We start from the raw sequence: 16,739 nt of genomic DNA on the forward strand, positions 1-16,739 counted from the left end.
TCCGACATGATCCGTTCACTTCAATTAGCGCTCACGCCTGCACAGGCGAATGACGCGCGGGAAATACGTGCGCAGATATGCGAAGCCACTGGTATCGATCCTGAATCACTGAATGGTTTTCTATTGCGCAAAAGATCCATTGATGCACGTTCGCGTTTTGTGAAGATCATGCTCAGCGTAGATGTTTTCATTGACGAACCGGTGATGAATAAAATTTTCTCCTGGCAACCGAAAGAGGTGAGTGGAAAAGAAGAAGTGGTTATCATCGGGGCAGGCCCTGCGGGATTATTCGCAGCACTGCGTTTGATTGATCTCGGGAAAAAACCAATTCTTCTCGAACGCGGAAAAGATGTACGAAGAAGAAGACGTGATCTTGCTATACTCAATAAAGAAATGATCGTGGATCCCGATTCCAATTATTGTTTTGGCGAAGGCGGAGCAGGAACCTATTCCGATGGAAAATTATACACGCGTTCCGGAAAAAGAGGAGACATCAATTCTGTACTGGAATTATTTGTGGCCCATGGCGCCGATGAAAATATTCTCATTGATGCGCATCCGCACATAGGAACCAACAAACTACCGGAGATCATCGTGAAGATCCGGGAGAATATTCTTGCTTCCGGCGGAGAGATTCATTTCGATACGCGCGTAACTGATTTTATGCTCAATGAAAAAAAGATCATTTCAGTCACTGCTGTCCGGAATGGAACGGAAAAAGAATTTCCTGCAAAGAATATTATTCTCGCCACCGGCCATTCTGCGCGCGATATTTTCGAACTGCTTCATCGCAAAAAAATTCTGATCGAGGCAAAACCATTCGCGATGGGCGTGCGCGTGGAGCATCCGCAGGAACTGATCGATTCATTGCAATATCGTTGTCGTGTGGAAGAAGTGCAGAACCTGAGAAAATATTTACCGCCTGCTCCCTACTCGCTCGTTCACCAGGTGGATGGAAAAGGAGTTTATTCTTTCTGCATGTGCCCGGGCGGAATCATTGCGCCATGCGCGACCGCTCAGGAAGAAATTGTGACGAATGGATGGTCGCCTTCGAAGAGAAATAATCCATTTGCAAATTCCGGCATCGTTGTTCCGGTTGATCCGTTGGAATTGAAAAATGAAAATGGTAGTGCGGAATTTTCAGGATTGAATTTTCAGCGTCAGCTCGAACGTGCAGCATGGGAAGCCGGCGGAAAAACCCAAGTCGCACCCGCGCAGGCGCTCGCTGATTTTGCCTATGGAAATTTTTCGCGCAAACTTCCGGAATGCTCCTATACGCCGGGAATTATTTCTGCGCCGCTGCACGAATTACTTCCCGCATCTATCGGGAAAAGATTGCAGGAAGGATTCCGTGAATTCGGAAAAAAAATGAAAGGATACCTTTCGAATGAAGCCGTGGTGGTTGGAGTGGAATCGAGAACATCTTCTCCCGTGCGCATTCCGCGCGATAAAGAAAAATTGCATCACGTAGAGATCACGAATCTTTTTCCGTGCGGAGAAGGAGCAGGATATGCGGGAGGAATTGTTTCTGCGGCAATGGACGGGCAGAAATGTGCGGAGATGATCGCGGTTCTGTAAATTGCTTCGTTAATGAAGGCGATAAAACTAATTGCATTTATCATTTTAATTTTTCCATTGACGGAATGCCGTGAAAAGAAAGCAATATCTATTGAGCATCCGACCTATATTCCTACTTACGAAATTGCAGATTGTTCCCAACTTGACACGCTGGTTATTAGAGGCTGTTTAAAATTCATTTTTTGAAATTGTTATGATGCCATTTTTGTTCAGCCGAGGCGCATTTTGCAGGCCATAGTGGAGCGACTACGGCCAAGAAATGCAACGAAGGATGGACAAAAATGGCGCATAACAAAACAGAAGGATGAAATTTAAACAGCCTCTTAATGTAAGTTTTCAGGGTAAGAATATTTACTTCCAAAATCCTGAATTGATTTGTAAAGATTCAATCCCGGTATTCACCACAAGAAAAGTAGTGGTCAACGATTCGATTGAACTTTCGTTCGACAGCATTAATTCCAGCGCATTCGAAATTGCATTGACAAGGATGAAATTTCAGATGAATGATCCGGTGAAAATAAAATTGATCCATGTTTCAGAAGTGAGGCCGAAGATGCTTGGCCCTGAAGTGCGCTGATCATGCATTGAGAAAACGTATTCCTTCTTTCATCAGCTCAGCGAATTTTTTTTCAAGCGGTTCATTTATTCCTTTTATTTTTTCTATCACCGCTTCTGCCCAGAATAAATAATCGCGCCTGCGATCCATTCCCCAGTTTCCCGGAGGTGCATAAAGAATATCGTACACATTGCAGATCTTATCACTCAGGCGAATGAATCGCGCTTCCCGCGACAACGAAGCAGCAGAATCAAGTTGTGCTTTTTTTCTTTCATCTTTCGAAAGCGATTTATCATCCGTCAATTCAAGAACGATTTTTTCTACCCGCTTCCCGAATTTTTCACGGATGTCCTGACCCGTCACCTGCGTATCTTCTACTACATCGTGCAGCACGGCAGCAATAAGAATTTCATGATCATCAATTCCTCCTTCTGAAATGAGCAGGTGCATCACTTCAAGCGGATGATTGATATAAGGCGTGTGTCCGTCTTTCCGCACTTGGCCCGAATGACATTCAGAAGCAAAAAGAATAGCGTCTATCAGGAGTTTCATCAGCGTAATACAATATCATCGATCACATTTGCGCCTGCTTCGGAATTGAGCATACTGATGATCTTTGTTTTTCCATAAGAAAGTTCTTCACGAAGCGGAGCAGAATTCAATTCAATAAAAAGAATCCTGTTATTGATCTGCATTTTCTTCGTGTATTTTGATATCACCGGCCCCATCACTTTTTCCCAGGAATTCAGGACTTTCAGTTCATTTATTTTCCCATCAAGCCGGTAAGTTTCCATCATTTCCCGTATCGCCTCAGCTATCGTGTACTCATTTCCTTTTTTGACTGTCATCGCGATCAGGATTAATTGTTTGTGAATTTAAGAAGACGATGTTAAAAAAATTATCCTGTTCAAAAGATTTCCGGCTGGTTAACAACGTAGTTTATCAATTAATTTTCAATAATTTACGAGGAGATTGTACCCTTTCTGATCTTTGGCGTTATGTGAATATAAACTTGCCAATGACTTGACATTCAAAGGATAACTTTAGTATATTAGCAGGTCTGGCAGACACCCTATTTACCATGAAAAAAAAACTTACTCTATTCATCGCAGCCTGCTCATTTTCTGCGATTCCTGTGTTAGCACAGGTTTCCACGCAAACTGATAATGACATCGTGTTGGATTCTCTTGCAGGATTCCAGGTTGATGTTGCATTACAGCAATGCGGTGAAGCAAGCGACCCTGTTGAAGCAAACAACCAGATCGAACTCGCAAAACGCAATTACATCGATCAGAAATTCCATCTCGGAAAATATTCTGCCGGATATACTCCTCCGAATCTGAAACAGAATAATCCTTCCTATCCGGATGTAGCTTGTGATAACGTCGATTTTGAATTAGGTGATTTTACAGGTTGGGCAGGAGCGATCGGTGACAATACCGTGAGTTCACTCGGCCCTCTTCAGTCTCAAACTCCTGGTATTTTCACTATGGGATTGAATGCTGCGCTCAGCAATTCTTCTGCGCGTCATACTATTGTTTCAAATGCTTTTGGTCCCGATCCTTATGGCGGATTTCCTGTTGTACCAACAGGTGGCGGAATTTATGCTGCAAGAATGGGAGGCACCACACCAAACTACCAGGGAGAAATTCTCGAACAAACTTTTATTGTGGGCCCGAATTCTACAAGTTTTGCTTACCAGTATGCTTGTGTGCTTTGGAGCGGAGGACACCAACCGAGTTGGCAACCTTATATGCGTATTGAAGTGCTCGATCCAAGCGGACAACCGATTAATTCATGCACACAGCTTTATGTGGTTGCAGGAACTTCCGCAACTATAAATGGATTTTTCCAGTATGCTCCTGACACTACTATTTATTATAAACCGTGGACAACAGTGAACTTTGACTTATCTGCTTATCTCAATCAGCAGGTGACTGTTCGTTTCACTGTTGCAGGATGTACGCAGAGTGGCCATTGGGGATATGCTTATGTAGATTGTGCATGTTCTTCACTCGCAGCTCAGGTTCACTTCTGCCCTGGCAATACTCAACTGATACTTACTGCACCAACCGGTTACGGTTCTTATCAGTGGCTCGATCCGAATCATACTCCTATCAACGGCGCAACGAATGATACATTGATCGTAAGCAATCCAACCGTTGGAGATACTTTCTATGTTTATCTCGTTTCTTCGGTGGACACAAGTTGTCATAATACTCTTCCGGTTGCTCTTGAGTACACTCATATTTTCCCGAACGCCACAGCCACGCCTGCGAGTTGTTGGCGTTTCTCAGATGGTACACTGGCCGCAAGTGCCACAATGGGAATTCCTCCTTACACCTACGCGTGGAATACAACTCCACCTGCAAGTACGGCCAATGTTACCAATGTACCACCCGGCACTTACATCGTTAATCTCACCGACTCGCTGGGTTGTACTGATTTCGATACGGTCACGGTTAATGAACCGGCGCGATTAGACACGTCAAATATTATTTATGATTTCTGTCCGGGTGATCCTGATATCAAACTCATCGCTCCTTCCGGTTACCAGAATTATACCTGGATCGGTCCGAATTCAGATACACTTGCTTACCTCAGTTCTTCGAATACAATCACTGTAACGGGTCCGCAGATAGGTGCTGAATATATGTGTGTGCTCTGGTCACCGCCCGCTTGTCCGATCTACGATAGTATTATTCTGAATCTGAATCCGCCAGTAAACTTCTTCAACCCGGATACAACTGTGAACGTGTTCACGCCTAACGGCGACATGAAGAATGATTTCTTCTACCCGTATTATGATCAGACGGTAGCGAACCAGACTTCAACCACGAATTCTACTCCTGCTTATGATTTCCGTTATCTCTACATTGATGTTTACGAGATATGGATCTATGACCGCTGGGGCAACCAGGTTTTCTACTCCAATGATTACAATATTGGTTGGGATGGAAAAGCGCACGGCAAAGATTGTACAGAAGGCGTTTACTATTGGGTAACGAAAATGACATCGCGCTGCAAACCGGGAATGGCTCCAATAGAAAATCACGGATTCGTTCACGTCATCAGGTAAAAATACTTTTCTAAAGCCCGGCCTCCAAAGCCGGGTTTTATTTTTGCATGGATATTTTTTTAGACAAGTCTAAATTATTATTTTTGTTAACTGAAATATTGAAATGTCACATTCCGAAGAAAACTATCTCAAGGCGATCTGGAAACTCGTTGCAAAGAACGGCGAACCGGTCAGTACGAATGATATTGCCGCTATCGTGAGTACGAAGGCAGCTTCCGTTACCGATATGCTGAAAAAACTTTCTGAGAAAAAACTCATACGCTATAAACCCTATCGCGGCGTTTCACTTACCGGGAAAGGATTTTCTGTTGCAATAGAAGTAGTGCGAAAACACCGGCTCTGGGAAGTTTTCCTCGTCGAACAACTCGGTTACAAATGGGATGAAGTGCATGATATTGCCGAACAACTTGAGCATATTCACTCTTCTTCACTTACAGAAAAACTCGATGCTTACCTCGGTTTCCCGAAAACAGATCCGCATGGAGATCTTATTCCCGATAGCGAAGGAAAATTTCCGGACAACCGGAGTGTTCTTCTTTCAGAATTGCGCGCCGGCGACAAAGGCGTTGTGACCGGCGTAACAGAAGACAATCCTGTTTTTCTCCGCCACCTCGATAAAACCGGGACGCGGATTGGTAGTGCATTTGAAATAAAAAATATCGTTGAATACGATCGCTCCATAGTGGTCCGAATCAACAGAAAAAAAATCCACATGAGCCCGCAGATCACAAAAAATATTCTCGTTAAAAAAACAAGATCTGCTTCCCGATGAAATACAGTTCGCAAAATAGTAATTCACTCGGCGACGTTCATCAAACCATTGATGCTTCTGTGAAAAGAACCGGGTGGAAAAAATTCGCTGCATTCTTTGGCCCCGCTTATCTCGTGAGTGTCGGTTACATGGATCCGGGAAACTGGGCCACAGATATTGCCGGCGGAAGTAAATATGGTTTCACTTTATTGTGGGTGCTTGTCGTTTCAAACTTCATGGCACTGCTGTTGCAAAGCTTAAGCGCCCGGCTCGGATTGGTAACAGGGCTTGATCTCGCGCAGGCAACACGCGCACATTATCCGCGCACGATCAATTTTGTACTCTGGATATTTGCCGAGATCGCGATCGCCGCCTGCGATCTTGCTGAAGTTCTTGGTATGGCGCTCGGTTTAAAATTACTTTTTGGTTTGCCAATGATCGCCGGAGTTCTCATCACATTTTTCGACACGTTCCTCCTGCTCGCTTTGCAGCGATTCGGAATAAGAAGAATGGAAGCATTCATCATCGGACTCATTAGTGTGATCGGCCTTGCATTCATTGCAGAATTATTTCTTGCTAAACCTTCTGCACACGATATCATTGGCGGACTCAAGCCAGTGATCCCCGATTCATTTGCATTGTACATTACGATCAGCATCATTGGTGCAACAGTGATGCCGCATAATTTGTACCTGCATTCCGCACTCGTGCAAACGCGGAAGATCGATCGTTCGCCGAAAGGAGTGTGGCGCGCGATACGTTATAATGTTTTCGATTCGGCGATCGCGCTTAATCTTGCTTTGTTTGTGAATGCAGCGATTCTCATTCTTGCCGCCTGCGCATTTTTTATGAAAGGAAGAACAGATGTACAAACAATAGAAGCAGCACATCCGTTACTCGCAGGTTTACTCGGTGCGAAAATTGCACCTGTTCTTTTTGCGATCGCATTGATCGCGGCAGGGCAAAGTTCAACACTTACCGGAACACTCTCGGGCCAGATCGTGATGGAAGGTTATCTCAACATTCGTTTGCAACCGTGGATACGCCGTCTCATCACACGATTTCTCGCGATCATTCCTGCGGTGATCACGATCATGATCGCTGGAGAAAAAATGACGAACGACCTTATCATCCTCAGCCAGGTGATCCTGAGTCTTCAACTTGGATTTGCGATCATTCCGCTTATCCATTTTGTGAGCAGTAAAAAACTCATGGGAAAATTCAAAATCAATCTGCAACTCATCATTCCGGCATGGATCACCGCGGCACTGATCATCGTGCTCAATATTTTTCTTGTAAAATTTTCCATTCACGACTGGCTTTCAAAACCCGGCGATCACACGGTGATCCGTTTTCTCATTATCCCTGTTTCCATTCTTGTCGGAGGTTTATTATTGTGGATCACATTTCGTCCGCTGGTTTCCAAAGCACTTTCAGAAAAGAAAACAAAACCTCATGATGTTTCACATCTGCCGGCGATACACGAGAATATTTCATTCAAGCGTGTGGCGATGTGTGTTGATTTTTCTGCGAGCGATGAAGTGGCCATCAGCAATGCTATTGGCCAGGGTGGAAAACATGCAACTTACATCCTGATCCACGTAACCGAAACTGCGGGCGCGCGCGTAATGAGTGCCGAAACGGAAGACATGGAAACCACCTTCGATGAAAAAATGCTGGAGGTTTATGGAAAAAAACTACGCGAGAAAGGTTACCAGGTGGAAACCATTCTCGGTTTTGGTAATCCGAAAGAAATGATCCCGAAGATTGTGATCGAAGCAAAAAGTGATCTGCTCGTGATAGGAGCGCACGGACATAATTTTTTCAAAGACCTTCTTCTCGGAACGACTGTAGAAACTGTGCGGCACCGGATAAATATTCCTGTTCTTATTGTAAGAAAAAGTAAACATTAGCGGCAGGAAATAACGGCAGTAGCCAGAAAACGAGAAAAATTTACATTGAACATTTTTCAATTCCAAAAAAAATACAAAGGGTAATTTTAATCATTGCCATTCATTTTACGACTTCTACCTTAGCGCTTCAATGGAAGAACAGAACAACGATAACACAGGGAACGGAACTCCGGAAAGAAATCCGTGGTGGAAGAATTTTCTGAATGCGTTTATTCCGAAAGGCGATTACTTTTTCACTGCGATCATTCTTGATCTGAATATTCTGGTGTGGATCGCGATGTGTTTGACCGGATCAAATCCCATTGCGCCTGACTCCAATGATCTTGTTATTTGGGGAGCGAATTCGAGAAACCTGACGCTTGTTCACGGACAAATCTGGAGAATGTTCACCTGTATGTTCGTGCATTTTGGTATCATCCATCTTGCTGCGAACATGTACGCGTTCTTTGTCATTGGAAGAATGCTTGAAACTTTCATCGGCAAATGGAGATTTTTAATTCTCTACATCTGTTCAGGATTAGGAGCAAGTGCAGTAAGCATGTGGTGGCACGAAGATTCTGTTGCAGTTGGTGCATCGGGCGCCATCTTCGGAACATTCGGGGTTTTTGCAGCGTTACTCACAACGGATCTTATCAATAAAGAAGTTCGCGGAAGAATGCTGAGAGGAATGTTGCAGGCGATAGGAATTAATTTACTCATCGGCCTTTCGTGGCACATTGATAATTCTGCGCACATCGGCGGACTTATTACCGGAACCATTGGAGGATATCTCATTTATTTCGATCTTAAAAAATTCTATTACCAGAAGATCAACAGTCACACTTTTGTTTTTTTATCGGCTGTGATCACCTTTATCGGTATTCTTATTTTTCGTTTCATAACTCCGCTTGGCGGCGATGTGGAATCGCTGATGCTTCACTTCGAACAAACGGAAACATCAGCGCAGCATTATCTTATTGCTCATACGAATGAACAGCTTCTTGAAAATGTAGAGAAGAATTTCATTCAGCCCTGGCAGCGTTGCCGCGCCATTGCCGATTCGCTCGAAGGAAAAAATGATATTACCGACAGTGCACGGATTTATTTTCACGGCCTTGGCGCTTATGCAGAAATGAAATTGAATGCCGGCGATTATTTTCTCAAAGCAAAAAAAGAAAAAAACAGTTCTTTCATTGACAGCGCATACAATTTGAACCGTAAGGCAGATGAGGTCAGAAAAAAAATGTTGCTGCTAAATTTTGAAACGGAATCAAAATAACGCGAAAAAAAATCTGAAATTTATTTTACTGAATCCGCTTTCTCTATTTTCTTCATCTTCGCATCTACGTCATCCACCAGATATTCGCCGCCTAAACGGGATTTCTGAATCCCGAACAAATGATAAGCAAGTAATTTTCCTGCAAAACTATATTCGAAATCCTCTACATGGAATGATCCTTCCAACGGGTTTGAATCACCGATGGCAGAAGTGTGTGCGCCTTCCACGCTGTAATGAATATCCATTCCATCTTTCTTCACATCGAATTCCACGTGCACAACAGGAACATCAGAACGATTGCTGAAATCGATGGAGCATTCTTTCAATTGACGAATACAATTGCTGGCGGGATCATTTTTCTCACCGGCTTTCGAACCCCAGATGAGAATGGCCGCGAATAAAATGAAGAGCGTTGTTATTCCATAAACAAATTTCATTTTAATTTTCACACGGCCGGAACTAACGAGATAATACATTACAATTCCACCGAGTAATCCAATGCAACCAAAGAACCATCCGAATTTTCCAACTGCACTCACTCCTGAATCATTGATGTCGTTGCTGATGTCGAGATTGAATTTCATTTTTACATCGGAGAACGGAACGAGTTGTGGAAATGCTTCATACATTTTTCTCGTGTAGTAATAACGATCATCAGCGTTTGAAGTGGTGAGTGCAATTCCTTCGCACGCACGCGCGTAAAGCAATTTGTTGTATTCGTCATCAATATCCGGATCGTCGAGCACCTGGTTGAAATAATCCAGCGCCTTTGCATTGTCTCCTTCTGATGCATAAAGTTTTCCCAGAAAATATTTATAATATTTTTTGATGAGCGGACGTTTGTCTTTCTCCAGGAGATCAGAATAGAATTTGATGAAATAATCTGTTCCGAATCCATCGATCACGGTCCACACTTCATCAAAGTTGATGAGATTCTCACTCGAGAATATCGGGTAGATGACCTGCGCACGCTCGGGATTTGCGGCGACCATAGAAGCAAGAACAAGTTTCAGTTCACGGTTCTTCACAGAATATTCAAAAAGTTTCCACCAGTTAACCGGGTTGAACCAGAAATACCATTGATCATTCTCGAATAAATATTCTCTTTCAAAACGCAACTGATTGGAATAATTCAGCGTCATCACTGCGAGATTGTACTGTTCTTTTCCCCACGTGGTAGAAATATGTAGCTCGTCAAAATTTTGCGCTTTAATATTCCGCTGTTCACTTTCAGCCGTTAGTCCTTCATAATACAACGCACGTGCAAGTCCGATGGAATGCCATCCGAAACCGGGAGTCGATCCCTGCTTTTCGATCACCTGGCTGAGCAAAGTGTCGGCGAGATCAGGACGCGCACGGAACTCATCGAGATTGCCGCGCATATAATAAAATTCGCGCGTACGTTTTTCGGAAGTTCCTTCCCGTTGTTCTGCTTCATGAAAATAATCGTCGGCCGTTTTAAAATCTCCCAATGCATATTTGAATTCTGCATAATTGTTACTGCTGTAATAACCGGTGCGGAGAAGAATGTCGTAATAATAATTCGCGGAATCGATATTGAGTTTGTAATCGAAGAGTATCGCTTTGTAATGATAAACGTAGAGGTATTGCTGGTTGATGAACGTTGCATCGAAGATCCCCACATTCAGTTCTGCATTCTGCTGGTAAGTGGTGATCGCAGAATCGAGATACATCATCGCAACAGAATCATTGGCAGCGACAGAATTTTTCAGGAATTTAAAATTCTTCGAAGTATAAACACGATTCCTGTGATAGATCCACGCCATCGTGTTGTACGTATCTATCCCGTTTTCATACTGCAATCTTTTGTCGCGCACATGTTCGAGCACTGCAAACGCTTTGTCCGGCTCATCAATATTCTGGTAACTCTGTTCGAGCCAATAAGCGATCGTACAATAATCATTCTGGAGCGGACTCACTTTTAAATAACTGAAAAGGTCATTCGTGCGTGTACGCAACTGCGCATCGAATTCTTTTTCCATCAGTCGCATTGCATTCGAAAGCGGAACAACGACCTGTGTGAAACCGAGTTTATCATTCGCACGATAAAAATGAAACGCACCCATATACATATAGCCAACGTAATACGATGTGTCCATCCGGATGAATTCCCTCGCCTTCTCCAGCGTTTTTTCGTCTTCGTAAGAAAGTGAACGCCGGTCGGCATCGATCTGTTCGCGCACGGATTGCGCACGCATCACCTGCGGAAAAAAAATAATTGCCACACTCATCATTGCTATACAACGACAATCAGATAAAATAAACAGCAATATTTTTTTCAACGCAGTTCTCATTGAGAAATATGCAGGCGGGTGAGGCGTTCAAGTTCTTTATCGACGACCTGCGCCAGTGCAACGCGCGATGCTTCTTTATTACGGAAGATCAAACGGTGATGAAGCACAGGGCGTGAAATGGCGCGGATATCATCTTCAATCACATAATTTCTTCCGTTCACCAGCGCCCACGATTTTAAACATTTTATGAAAGTGATTCCTCCACGCGTTGAACAACCGAGCGCGATCTCAGGGTGACGGCGCGTATTCTGCGCGATGCTCACCACGGCTTTCACAAGTTCAGGATGAACAAAAATTGCTTCCGACTGTTTCTGCAATTCCACCACATCGTGATAAGAAAGAACTTGCTTCACATTCGCTTTGATGTCGCCGATAGCGATGTAATTATTATAAATGTCGAGTTCCACATCTTCTGTTACATAACCGAAAGAAATTTTCATGTAGAAACGATCGAGCTGTGCAGCAGGAAGCGGATACGTTCCTTCCATCTCGATAGGGTTCTGCGTTGCGATCGCGAAAAATAATTTATCGAGATGCCAGGTGCGATCTCCAACGGAGATCTGGTTCTCTGCCATGCACTCGAGCAACGCGCTCTGAACTTTAGGTGATGCGCGATTGATCTCATCCGCAAGAAGAATATTCGTGAAGAGCGGACCTTTTTTGAAAATGAATTCTTTTTTCGAATCATCGAAAATATGTGAACCGATCAGATCCATCGGGAGAAGATCGGGCGTGAATTGAATCCTGCGGAAAGCAACTGTTCCTGTCACTTCCACCGGCGCTTCGTCGAGCCCGCCGGAAATGGATTGCGCAAGCGTTTTTGCAAGAACAGTTTTTCCTGCGCCCGGATTGTCTTCGAGCAGGATGTGCCCGCGCGAAAGAAGCGCAGTGATCACAAATTTTATTTCTTTTTCTTTTCCGCGGATGATCTTACTGATGTTATCAATAAGCAGCGGAATTTTATTGGGGCCGGTTGTCGGCGCTAAGTGGTCCGTCATGTTCTTTGTTTTTATTTTGGTCTGCTTCCAACGGTCTTCTGAAAAAACGATTTGCGCGGGAAATGTTTGTGTAACTGATGAGAATTGAGAAAAATCCTTTTGCTTTTCTTGCAGATGAGAGAATGGATGAAGCGAAATTGCGGATGATCTGCTCATCACCATTCATCATTTGTCCACCGGAATATTTCAGCCGCAGATAAACGTTCATGAAATTTCCGAACCCGTTTCTGAAAACCGGATCTGATTTTATGGTGGCGTACTCCAGCGGAGTTTCATTGGCGATCTCCGTTCCGCTCATGTGATAATGATAAAGCGCAAGACGATAAGCGCGGTCTGCTTTTTTCTTCGCCGCCGAAGATAATTTCATCCGCACAAAAAGTATCCACATCCAGAATAACGGGAGGAGAAATGTGAAAACGGTTACTGCTGCGACGATGATGAGCATGCGCACGATGATCTGCATCCACGTTATGGGTTTTGCATTTGCTTTTCCATTCTTCTTATCGATCTCTTCTTTTTCCTTTGGTTTTTCCTTCGGCTGCTTATGTATTTCATCGGCAATAACAGGAACCGGAAATTTTTCCACCTGGTCTTCGATCTTCATACCGGTTATTGGCTGAGGAACCTTTTTTGCCGCATCGTCATACGACACAACGAAAATGGAATCTCCTGCATGAATTGCTGCGAGTGTAGTATCTTTTTTTCCATACATCACACGACAAACTGTTGCATCCACATCACGCGTGAACGAGCGATTCAAATGATATTCATCGTTGAAAAAAATAATTTTATCAAATGAAACGCTGAGATGTTTTGTTTTCGGATCGGGATCTGTTTCAGCTTTCCCTTCTATGACGAGCCACGGTTCCGGTGGAGGAAGCGGGGGAGTTCCGTCGGGCTTCGGCGCTTCTTTCTGATCTTCATTACCGATCGTCATATCAAAATCAAGCCAGCCGTATCCCGGAAAATAAACCTGTGTCCACGCATGCGCCTGGCTCGCGTAAAACCAATACCATCCTTTATTCTTATCGCTTCGATCGATCGTTGCAAATCCCGTTGTGAATCGCGCGGGAACTCCAACAGAACGCAAAAGGAAAAGTGAAGCGCCTGCGTAATACGTGCAATAGCCCGTGTGTGTTTTAAAAAGAAAATTCCTGAGCATCGATGCATTCGGAATATTCGGATCGCTCGGAACACCGGCATCGAGTGAATAGCGATAGATCCTTTTTCCATTCTCATCGCGCTGTAAAAAATAATCGCGTACTGCTATCACTTTGTCGACCGGAGTTGTTGCATTCTTCGTGATGCGTTGTGCGAGCGCGCGAATGGAATCGTAAAGCACGCCCGTAGGCATGTCGGTGTAGTAATTGTAAAGTTTTTTATCGGCAGAAAAATAATCAGTTACTTTTCTCAGTTCGTTAAAACGCTCCTGCTGGTAATCTTCGAGTTGCGGATTGGCGGAAGGATTGTAAACGAAATACGCATTGTTCAGATCAGAAACATAAGAGCGAACCTTGTATGCATTGCGAAACATATTTTTGTAAGTGCAATCGACCGGAATGGTCTGCACCGAATACGTTCCGGACGGACCTAGTAATGCATGTTTCCACGTGTTGGAAGAAACGTAAACTTCCGACTCCACTGTTTTTCTTTCTTTCGTTGCGAGCGAATTTTTTATCACCGAACTATCTGTTCTCGAACGATACATTGGCAAAGTGGAAGGATCCACGCGCATCTCATCGAAGTAAGGCATCGCAGTGTCGCGGATAAAACTTTCGGAATGCGGATCGTATTTGGTGAGGTAGTGATAAACGAAGTATAAAGGTTTGGGAGTTCCGTCGGGAAAATAATTTTTGATCTTAGCACAGAACATCACGAAATCGGCCTGGCTCATTTTATCACTCATCTTCATCGTGTCCTTCATCTTGTAACCACCATCACCATTATCATCCGGCTTGTTCCCGCCCTGTCCGCCTTTTCCGTCTTTATTTGGTTTCTGTCCTTTATCACCGCGCTCGAGCAGTCCGTTATTTTCATCGTACGGATTTTTTTTATCGCCGTTATCAGGAGGATGCGGGCCAATTCCTCCTCTTGACTCGAGAATTTTTTCAACGGCTTTCAGCGGATTCGATGTGGTGATATTCATTGTGAAAATAAAAATGGCGAACATCAGCGCCATGAACGCGATCGCACGCATCACAATTCTTCCGCTTCTCTTTAAACCGGTATCAGGAATTTCCACCAGTACAGGTGAAATGAAAAGCATGAACATCACGTAAGCAAATAAAGCGAAGAGGTGATCGAAGATGTATGATTTTAAAACGTCGTCGAATGTTTTTCCATCGGGAACGGTCATGTCCATATTCTGCCCGATGGAACTGATCGTAGTAATTCCGAGTCCGATGGCAATGGCGATGAAAGCAAATCTCCATCTCGAAAGAAGTAACCCGAAAGCCCAGCCGATGAAAAATAAAGTTGAAAATATCTGGTACTGAACTTCGCGTTTGAAAAGATCGAATTCTCCCGGAGTTTTTGAAATTATTTTTGCGACGATCCAATTAGCAAGCAAAAGAAGAATAATCGTAACTGCAATGCGGGCGCGATAAAAATAAAGTACGAATGAAATAACAAGTCCGGCGGCGAGCCAGATGGCTTGTGTGGCAACAGAAGTTTCGAGCGCTGTGAAATAATTATTGATATAACCGAGCGTAACGTAGCTGATGAAAATGGTAGGCGCCACCTCGAAGAGCAGCCGGAACAAAAGCTGCAGGATCGTTTTCCGTGTATGGATCTCCTCGCTCATTTTCCGTTCACATCAATTAAAAAAGCATTTCCTCTCCGGTTGAAAAGTGACTGTAATTCGCGTTCGTTTTTTTTCAATCGTGCTCTCATAGGAGAAAGCAACCAGCGGCTGCGGAGTGAATCAGCGGGTTGCGGTTCGGGTTTGAAAAAAATATTTTTAAAACGAAAACGGAACACGGAAGGAATTCCATCGGAAAGTTTTATAGCTACAACCGGAACATACATCGGCAGGTTGTCCATCGCACGCGCCACATCCTGCGCAGGCACGAGCGAGGACACGCACACAAAAGCAGCTTTGCGCGGTTCAACAAATTCTACGGGGCGTTTGTCTTTCTGCCAATGCGCAGCGGTGATATGGAAGAGATCATTTTTCTTATCTCCTACGCCGGCGAGTTTCGGTGTTTCCTGGTCGTGAGGCATGCGCACTTCAAATCCGTTCAACTGAAGTGAATCCAGGATATTCCGCAGACGGTCTTTGTAACCATTGAGCAATTCTGTTTCAAAAACTTCTTCGCTCACATCGCGATCTGCGCGGAAAAAACTTGCATAGAAATAAAGATGCGATGCATAAGGATCCATTGTTTCCGGAATGCGCACAACGAGTTCTTTACTGCGCGCGTAAATTTTCCATACGATCCTGCGCACATCATCACCGGTTTCAAAATCTTTATAGTTGAGGTATTCTCCTTCTACACGTTTCGGAATTTCAATACGCTGCAACTGTTCTTCGGTGGTATTCGGATTTGCCTTGATGAGTTTCTCTTCCTGTTTCTGCGGAAGTGTATAGAATTGATTCGAAACATGAATGGAAAAAGGAAGCATGATGATGCGGAGTGCATCGAAGAACTGGAGATGAATTTCCTCCACGTCATAAATTCCACGATCATGCAGCATGGTTTCCCCTTTGCCGGAAATGGATTGGCGGAGAATACTTCCTTTCGGAAAATTATTTTCATCAAGCAATACCGGGGAAGAAAGTTTCATTCCTGTAAAAACAAGTTTGCCGCGGACCGTGCCGAGCAGCGGACGAAAAATCCCTTTTACCGTCAACCGGTACGGAACCATTCCTGCGAGTGCCTGTTGGCCATCGCCGAATTTCAGAGTAACGGAAACTTTTTTTGAACGATAGCGGAAAATAAACCAGAGGTAGGAACAGAGCGAAGTGAGCACACTGAAACCGAGTACGAGCAGGAGCGCGCGCGCGAGCACAGGAAGAAATGCATGGAGGATAAGTAATGATTGATCGCTGTTGTCGTAAATCTTGAAATGCTCATCAGTGAATCCGTAAATGGCCCAAACGCAGAGGAGCGTCGCGATCAGTTGCCATCGCATTACGGTAAATCCAAGCCAGTAGGAGATCTTTCTAAACATAAACTATTGTACGAACTACGAAACGGACGAATTACGAAATACGAATGACCGAAAAATACGAAGTGTTGTTCATTTGCTGATTATTTGCAGGTTGAGTGTTTTAGCAATCAGTATTTCG

At 44.0% G+C, this 16,739-nt stretch carries 12 protein-coding genes; 6 read left to right on the plus strand and 6 right to left on the minus strand.

Going from position 1 to position 16,739, the window contains the following annotated elements:
- Window positions 1–6: 6 nt before the first annotated feature.
- Both HY064_00870 and HY064_00875 read left to right on the plus strand, forming a co-directional pair.
- A complete protein-coding gene (locus HY064_00870) occupies window positions 7–1,578 on the plus strand; it encodes an FAD-binding protein (protein MBI3509184.1) in 1,572 nt (523 codons plus the stop codon).
- Window positions 1,579–1,882: 304 nt separating this feature from the next.
- A complete protein-coding gene (locus HY064_00875; protein MBI3509185.1) occupies window positions 1,883–2,155 on the plus strand; it encodes a hypothetical protein in 273 nt (90 codons plus the stop codon).
- Here the strand turns inward: HY064_00875 and HY064_00880 are convergent, their stop codons facing one another.
- Together HY064_00880 and HY064_00885 are read right to left on the minus strand one after the other, a co-directional pair.
- Window positions 2,156–2,686, minus strand: coding sequence for a bifunctional (p)ppGpp synthetase/guanosine-3',5'-bis(diphosphate) 3'-pyrophosphohydrolase (locus HY064_00880; protein MBI3509186.1), 531 nt, complete (start codon window positions 2,684–2,686; stop codon window positions 2,156–2,158).
- Window positions 2,686–2,982, minus strand: a complete 297-nt coding sequence (locus HY064_00885) for a DUF721 domain-containing protein (protein ID MBI3509187.1) — start codon at window positions 2,980–2,982, stop codon at window positions 2,686–2,688. Before HY064_00885 ends, HY064_00880 begins: the two co-directional genes overlap by 1 nt.
- A 233-nt stretch (window positions 2,983–3,215) precedes the next feature.
- On the opposite strand from HY064_00885, the gene HY064_00890 reads away from it, so the two are divergent.
- The 4 genes from HY064_00890 to HY064_00905 all read left to right on the plus strand — a co-directional run bounded on the left by HY064_00890 (window position 3,216) and on the right by HY064_00905 (window position 9,135).
- Window positions 3,216–5,213: a gliding motility-associated C-terminal domain-containing protein gene (locus HY064_00890; protein MBI3509188.1), complete on the plus strand. Its 1,998-nt coding sequence runs from the start codon at window positions 3,216–3,218 to the stop codon at window positions 5,211–5,213.
- Window positions 5,214–5,316: 103 nt separating this feature from the next.
- A complete protein-coding gene (locus HY064_00895; protein ID MBI3509189.1) occupies window positions 5,317–5,985 on the plus strand; it encodes a metal-dependent transcriptional regulator in 669 nt (222 codons plus the stop codon).
- Window positions 5,982–7,877 (plus strand): Nramp family divalent metal transporter, encoded by a 1,896-nt coding sequence (locus HY064_00900; protein ID MBI3509190.1) that lies wholly within the window; start codon window positions 5,982–5,984, stop codon window positions 7,875–7,877. The genes HY064_00895 and HY064_00900 overlap by 4 nt, the downstream gene beginning before the upstream one ends.
- A 130-nt stretch (window positions 7,878–8,007) precedes the next feature.
- Window positions 8,008–9,135 carry a rhomboid family intramembrane serine protease gene (locus HY064_00905; GenBank protein MBI3509191.1) on the plus strand — a complete coding sequence of 376 codons (1,128 nt, stop codon included), beginning with the start codon at window positions 8,008–8,010 and terminating at the stop codon, window positions 9,133–9,135.
- Window positions 9,136–9,155: 20 nt separating this feature from the next.
- Here the strand turns inward: HY064_00905 and HY064_00910 are convergent, their stop codons facing one another.
- From HY064_00910 to HY064_00925, 4 genes are all read right to left on the minus strand, one after another.
- Window positions 9,156–11,381, minus strand: coding sequence for a hypothetical protein (locus tag HY064_00910; GenBank protein ID MBI3509192.1), 2,226 nt, complete (start codon window positions 11,379–11,381; stop codon window positions 9,156–9,158).
- A gap of 65 nt (window positions 11,382–11,446) precedes the next feature.
- Entirely contained in the window at window positions 11,447–12,448 is a 1,002-nt protein-coding gene (locus tag HY064_00915) for a MoxR family ATPase (protein ID MBI3509193.1), read from the minus strand.
- Window positions 12,411–15,251 (minus strand): hypothetical protein, encoded by a 2,841-nt coding sequence (locus HY064_00920; protein ID MBI3509194.1) that lies wholly within the window; start codon window positions 15,249–15,251, stop codon window positions 12,411–12,413. The genes HY064_00915 and HY064_00920 overlap by 38 nt, the downstream gene beginning before the upstream one ends.
- Window positions 15,248–16,621 (minus strand): DUF58 domain-containing protein, encoded by a 1,374-nt coding sequence (locus tag HY064_00925; protein MBI3509195.1) that lies wholly within the window; start codon window positions 16,619–16,621, stop codon window positions 15,248–15,250. Before HY064_00925 ends, HY064_00920 begins: the two co-directional genes overlap by 4 nt.
- Window positions 16,622–16,739 lie beyond the last annotated feature (118 nt).

Source organism: Bacteroidota bacterium (assembly GCA_016194975.1).
Taxonomy (GTDB): domain Bacteria; phylum Bacteroidota; class Bacteroidia; order Palsa-965; family Palsa-965.

What these genes read in the sequence shown, in the direction of transcription:
- HY064_00875 (MBI3509185.1), top strand. Translation starts at nt 1,883, where the DNA reads ATGAAATTTAAACAGCCTCTTAATGTAAGTTTTCAGGGTAAGAATATT.
- HY064_00895 (MBI3509189.1), top strand. Translation starts at nt 5,317, where the DNA reads ATGTCACATTCCGAAGAAAACTATCTCAAGGCGATCTGGAAACTCGTT.
- HY064_00885 (MBI3509187.1), bottom strand. Translation starts at nt 2,982, where the DNA reads ATGACAGTCAAAAAAGGAAATGAGTACACGATAGCTGAGGCGATACGG.
- HY064_00920 (MBI3509194.1), bottom strand. Translation starts at nt 15,251, where the DNA reads ATGAGCGAGGAGATCCATACACGGAAAACGATCCTGCAGCTTTTGTTC.
- HY064_00890 (MBI3509188.1), top strand. Translation starts at nt 3,216, where the DNA reads ATGAAAAAAAAACTTACTCTATTCATCGCAGCCTGCTCATTTTCTGCG.
- HY064_00915 (MBI3509193.1), bottom strand. Translation starts at nt 12,448, where the DNA reads ATGACGGACCACTTAGCGCCGACAACCGGCCCCAATAAAATTCCGCTG.
- HY064_00870 (MBI3509184.1), top strand. Translation starts at nt 7, where the DNA reads ATGATCCGTTCACTTCAATTAGCGCTCACGCCTGCACAGGCGAATGAC.
- HY064_00900 (MBI3509190.1), top strand. Translation starts at nt 5,982, where the DNA reads ATGAAATACAGTTCGCAAAATAGTAATTCACTCGGCGACGTTCATCAA.
- HY064_00925 (MBI3509195.1), bottom strand. Translation starts at nt 16,621, where the DNA reads ATGTTTAGAAAGATCTCCTACTGGCTTGGATTTACCGTAATGCGATGG.
- HY064_00905 (MBI3509191.1), top strand. Translation starts at nt 8,008, where the DNA reads ATGGAAGAACAGAACAACGATAACACAGGGAACGGAACTCCGGAAAGA.
- HY064_00880 (MBI3509186.1), bottom strand. Translation starts at nt 2,686, where the DNA reads ATGAAACTCCTGATAGACGCTATTCTTTTTGCTTCTGAATGTCATTCG.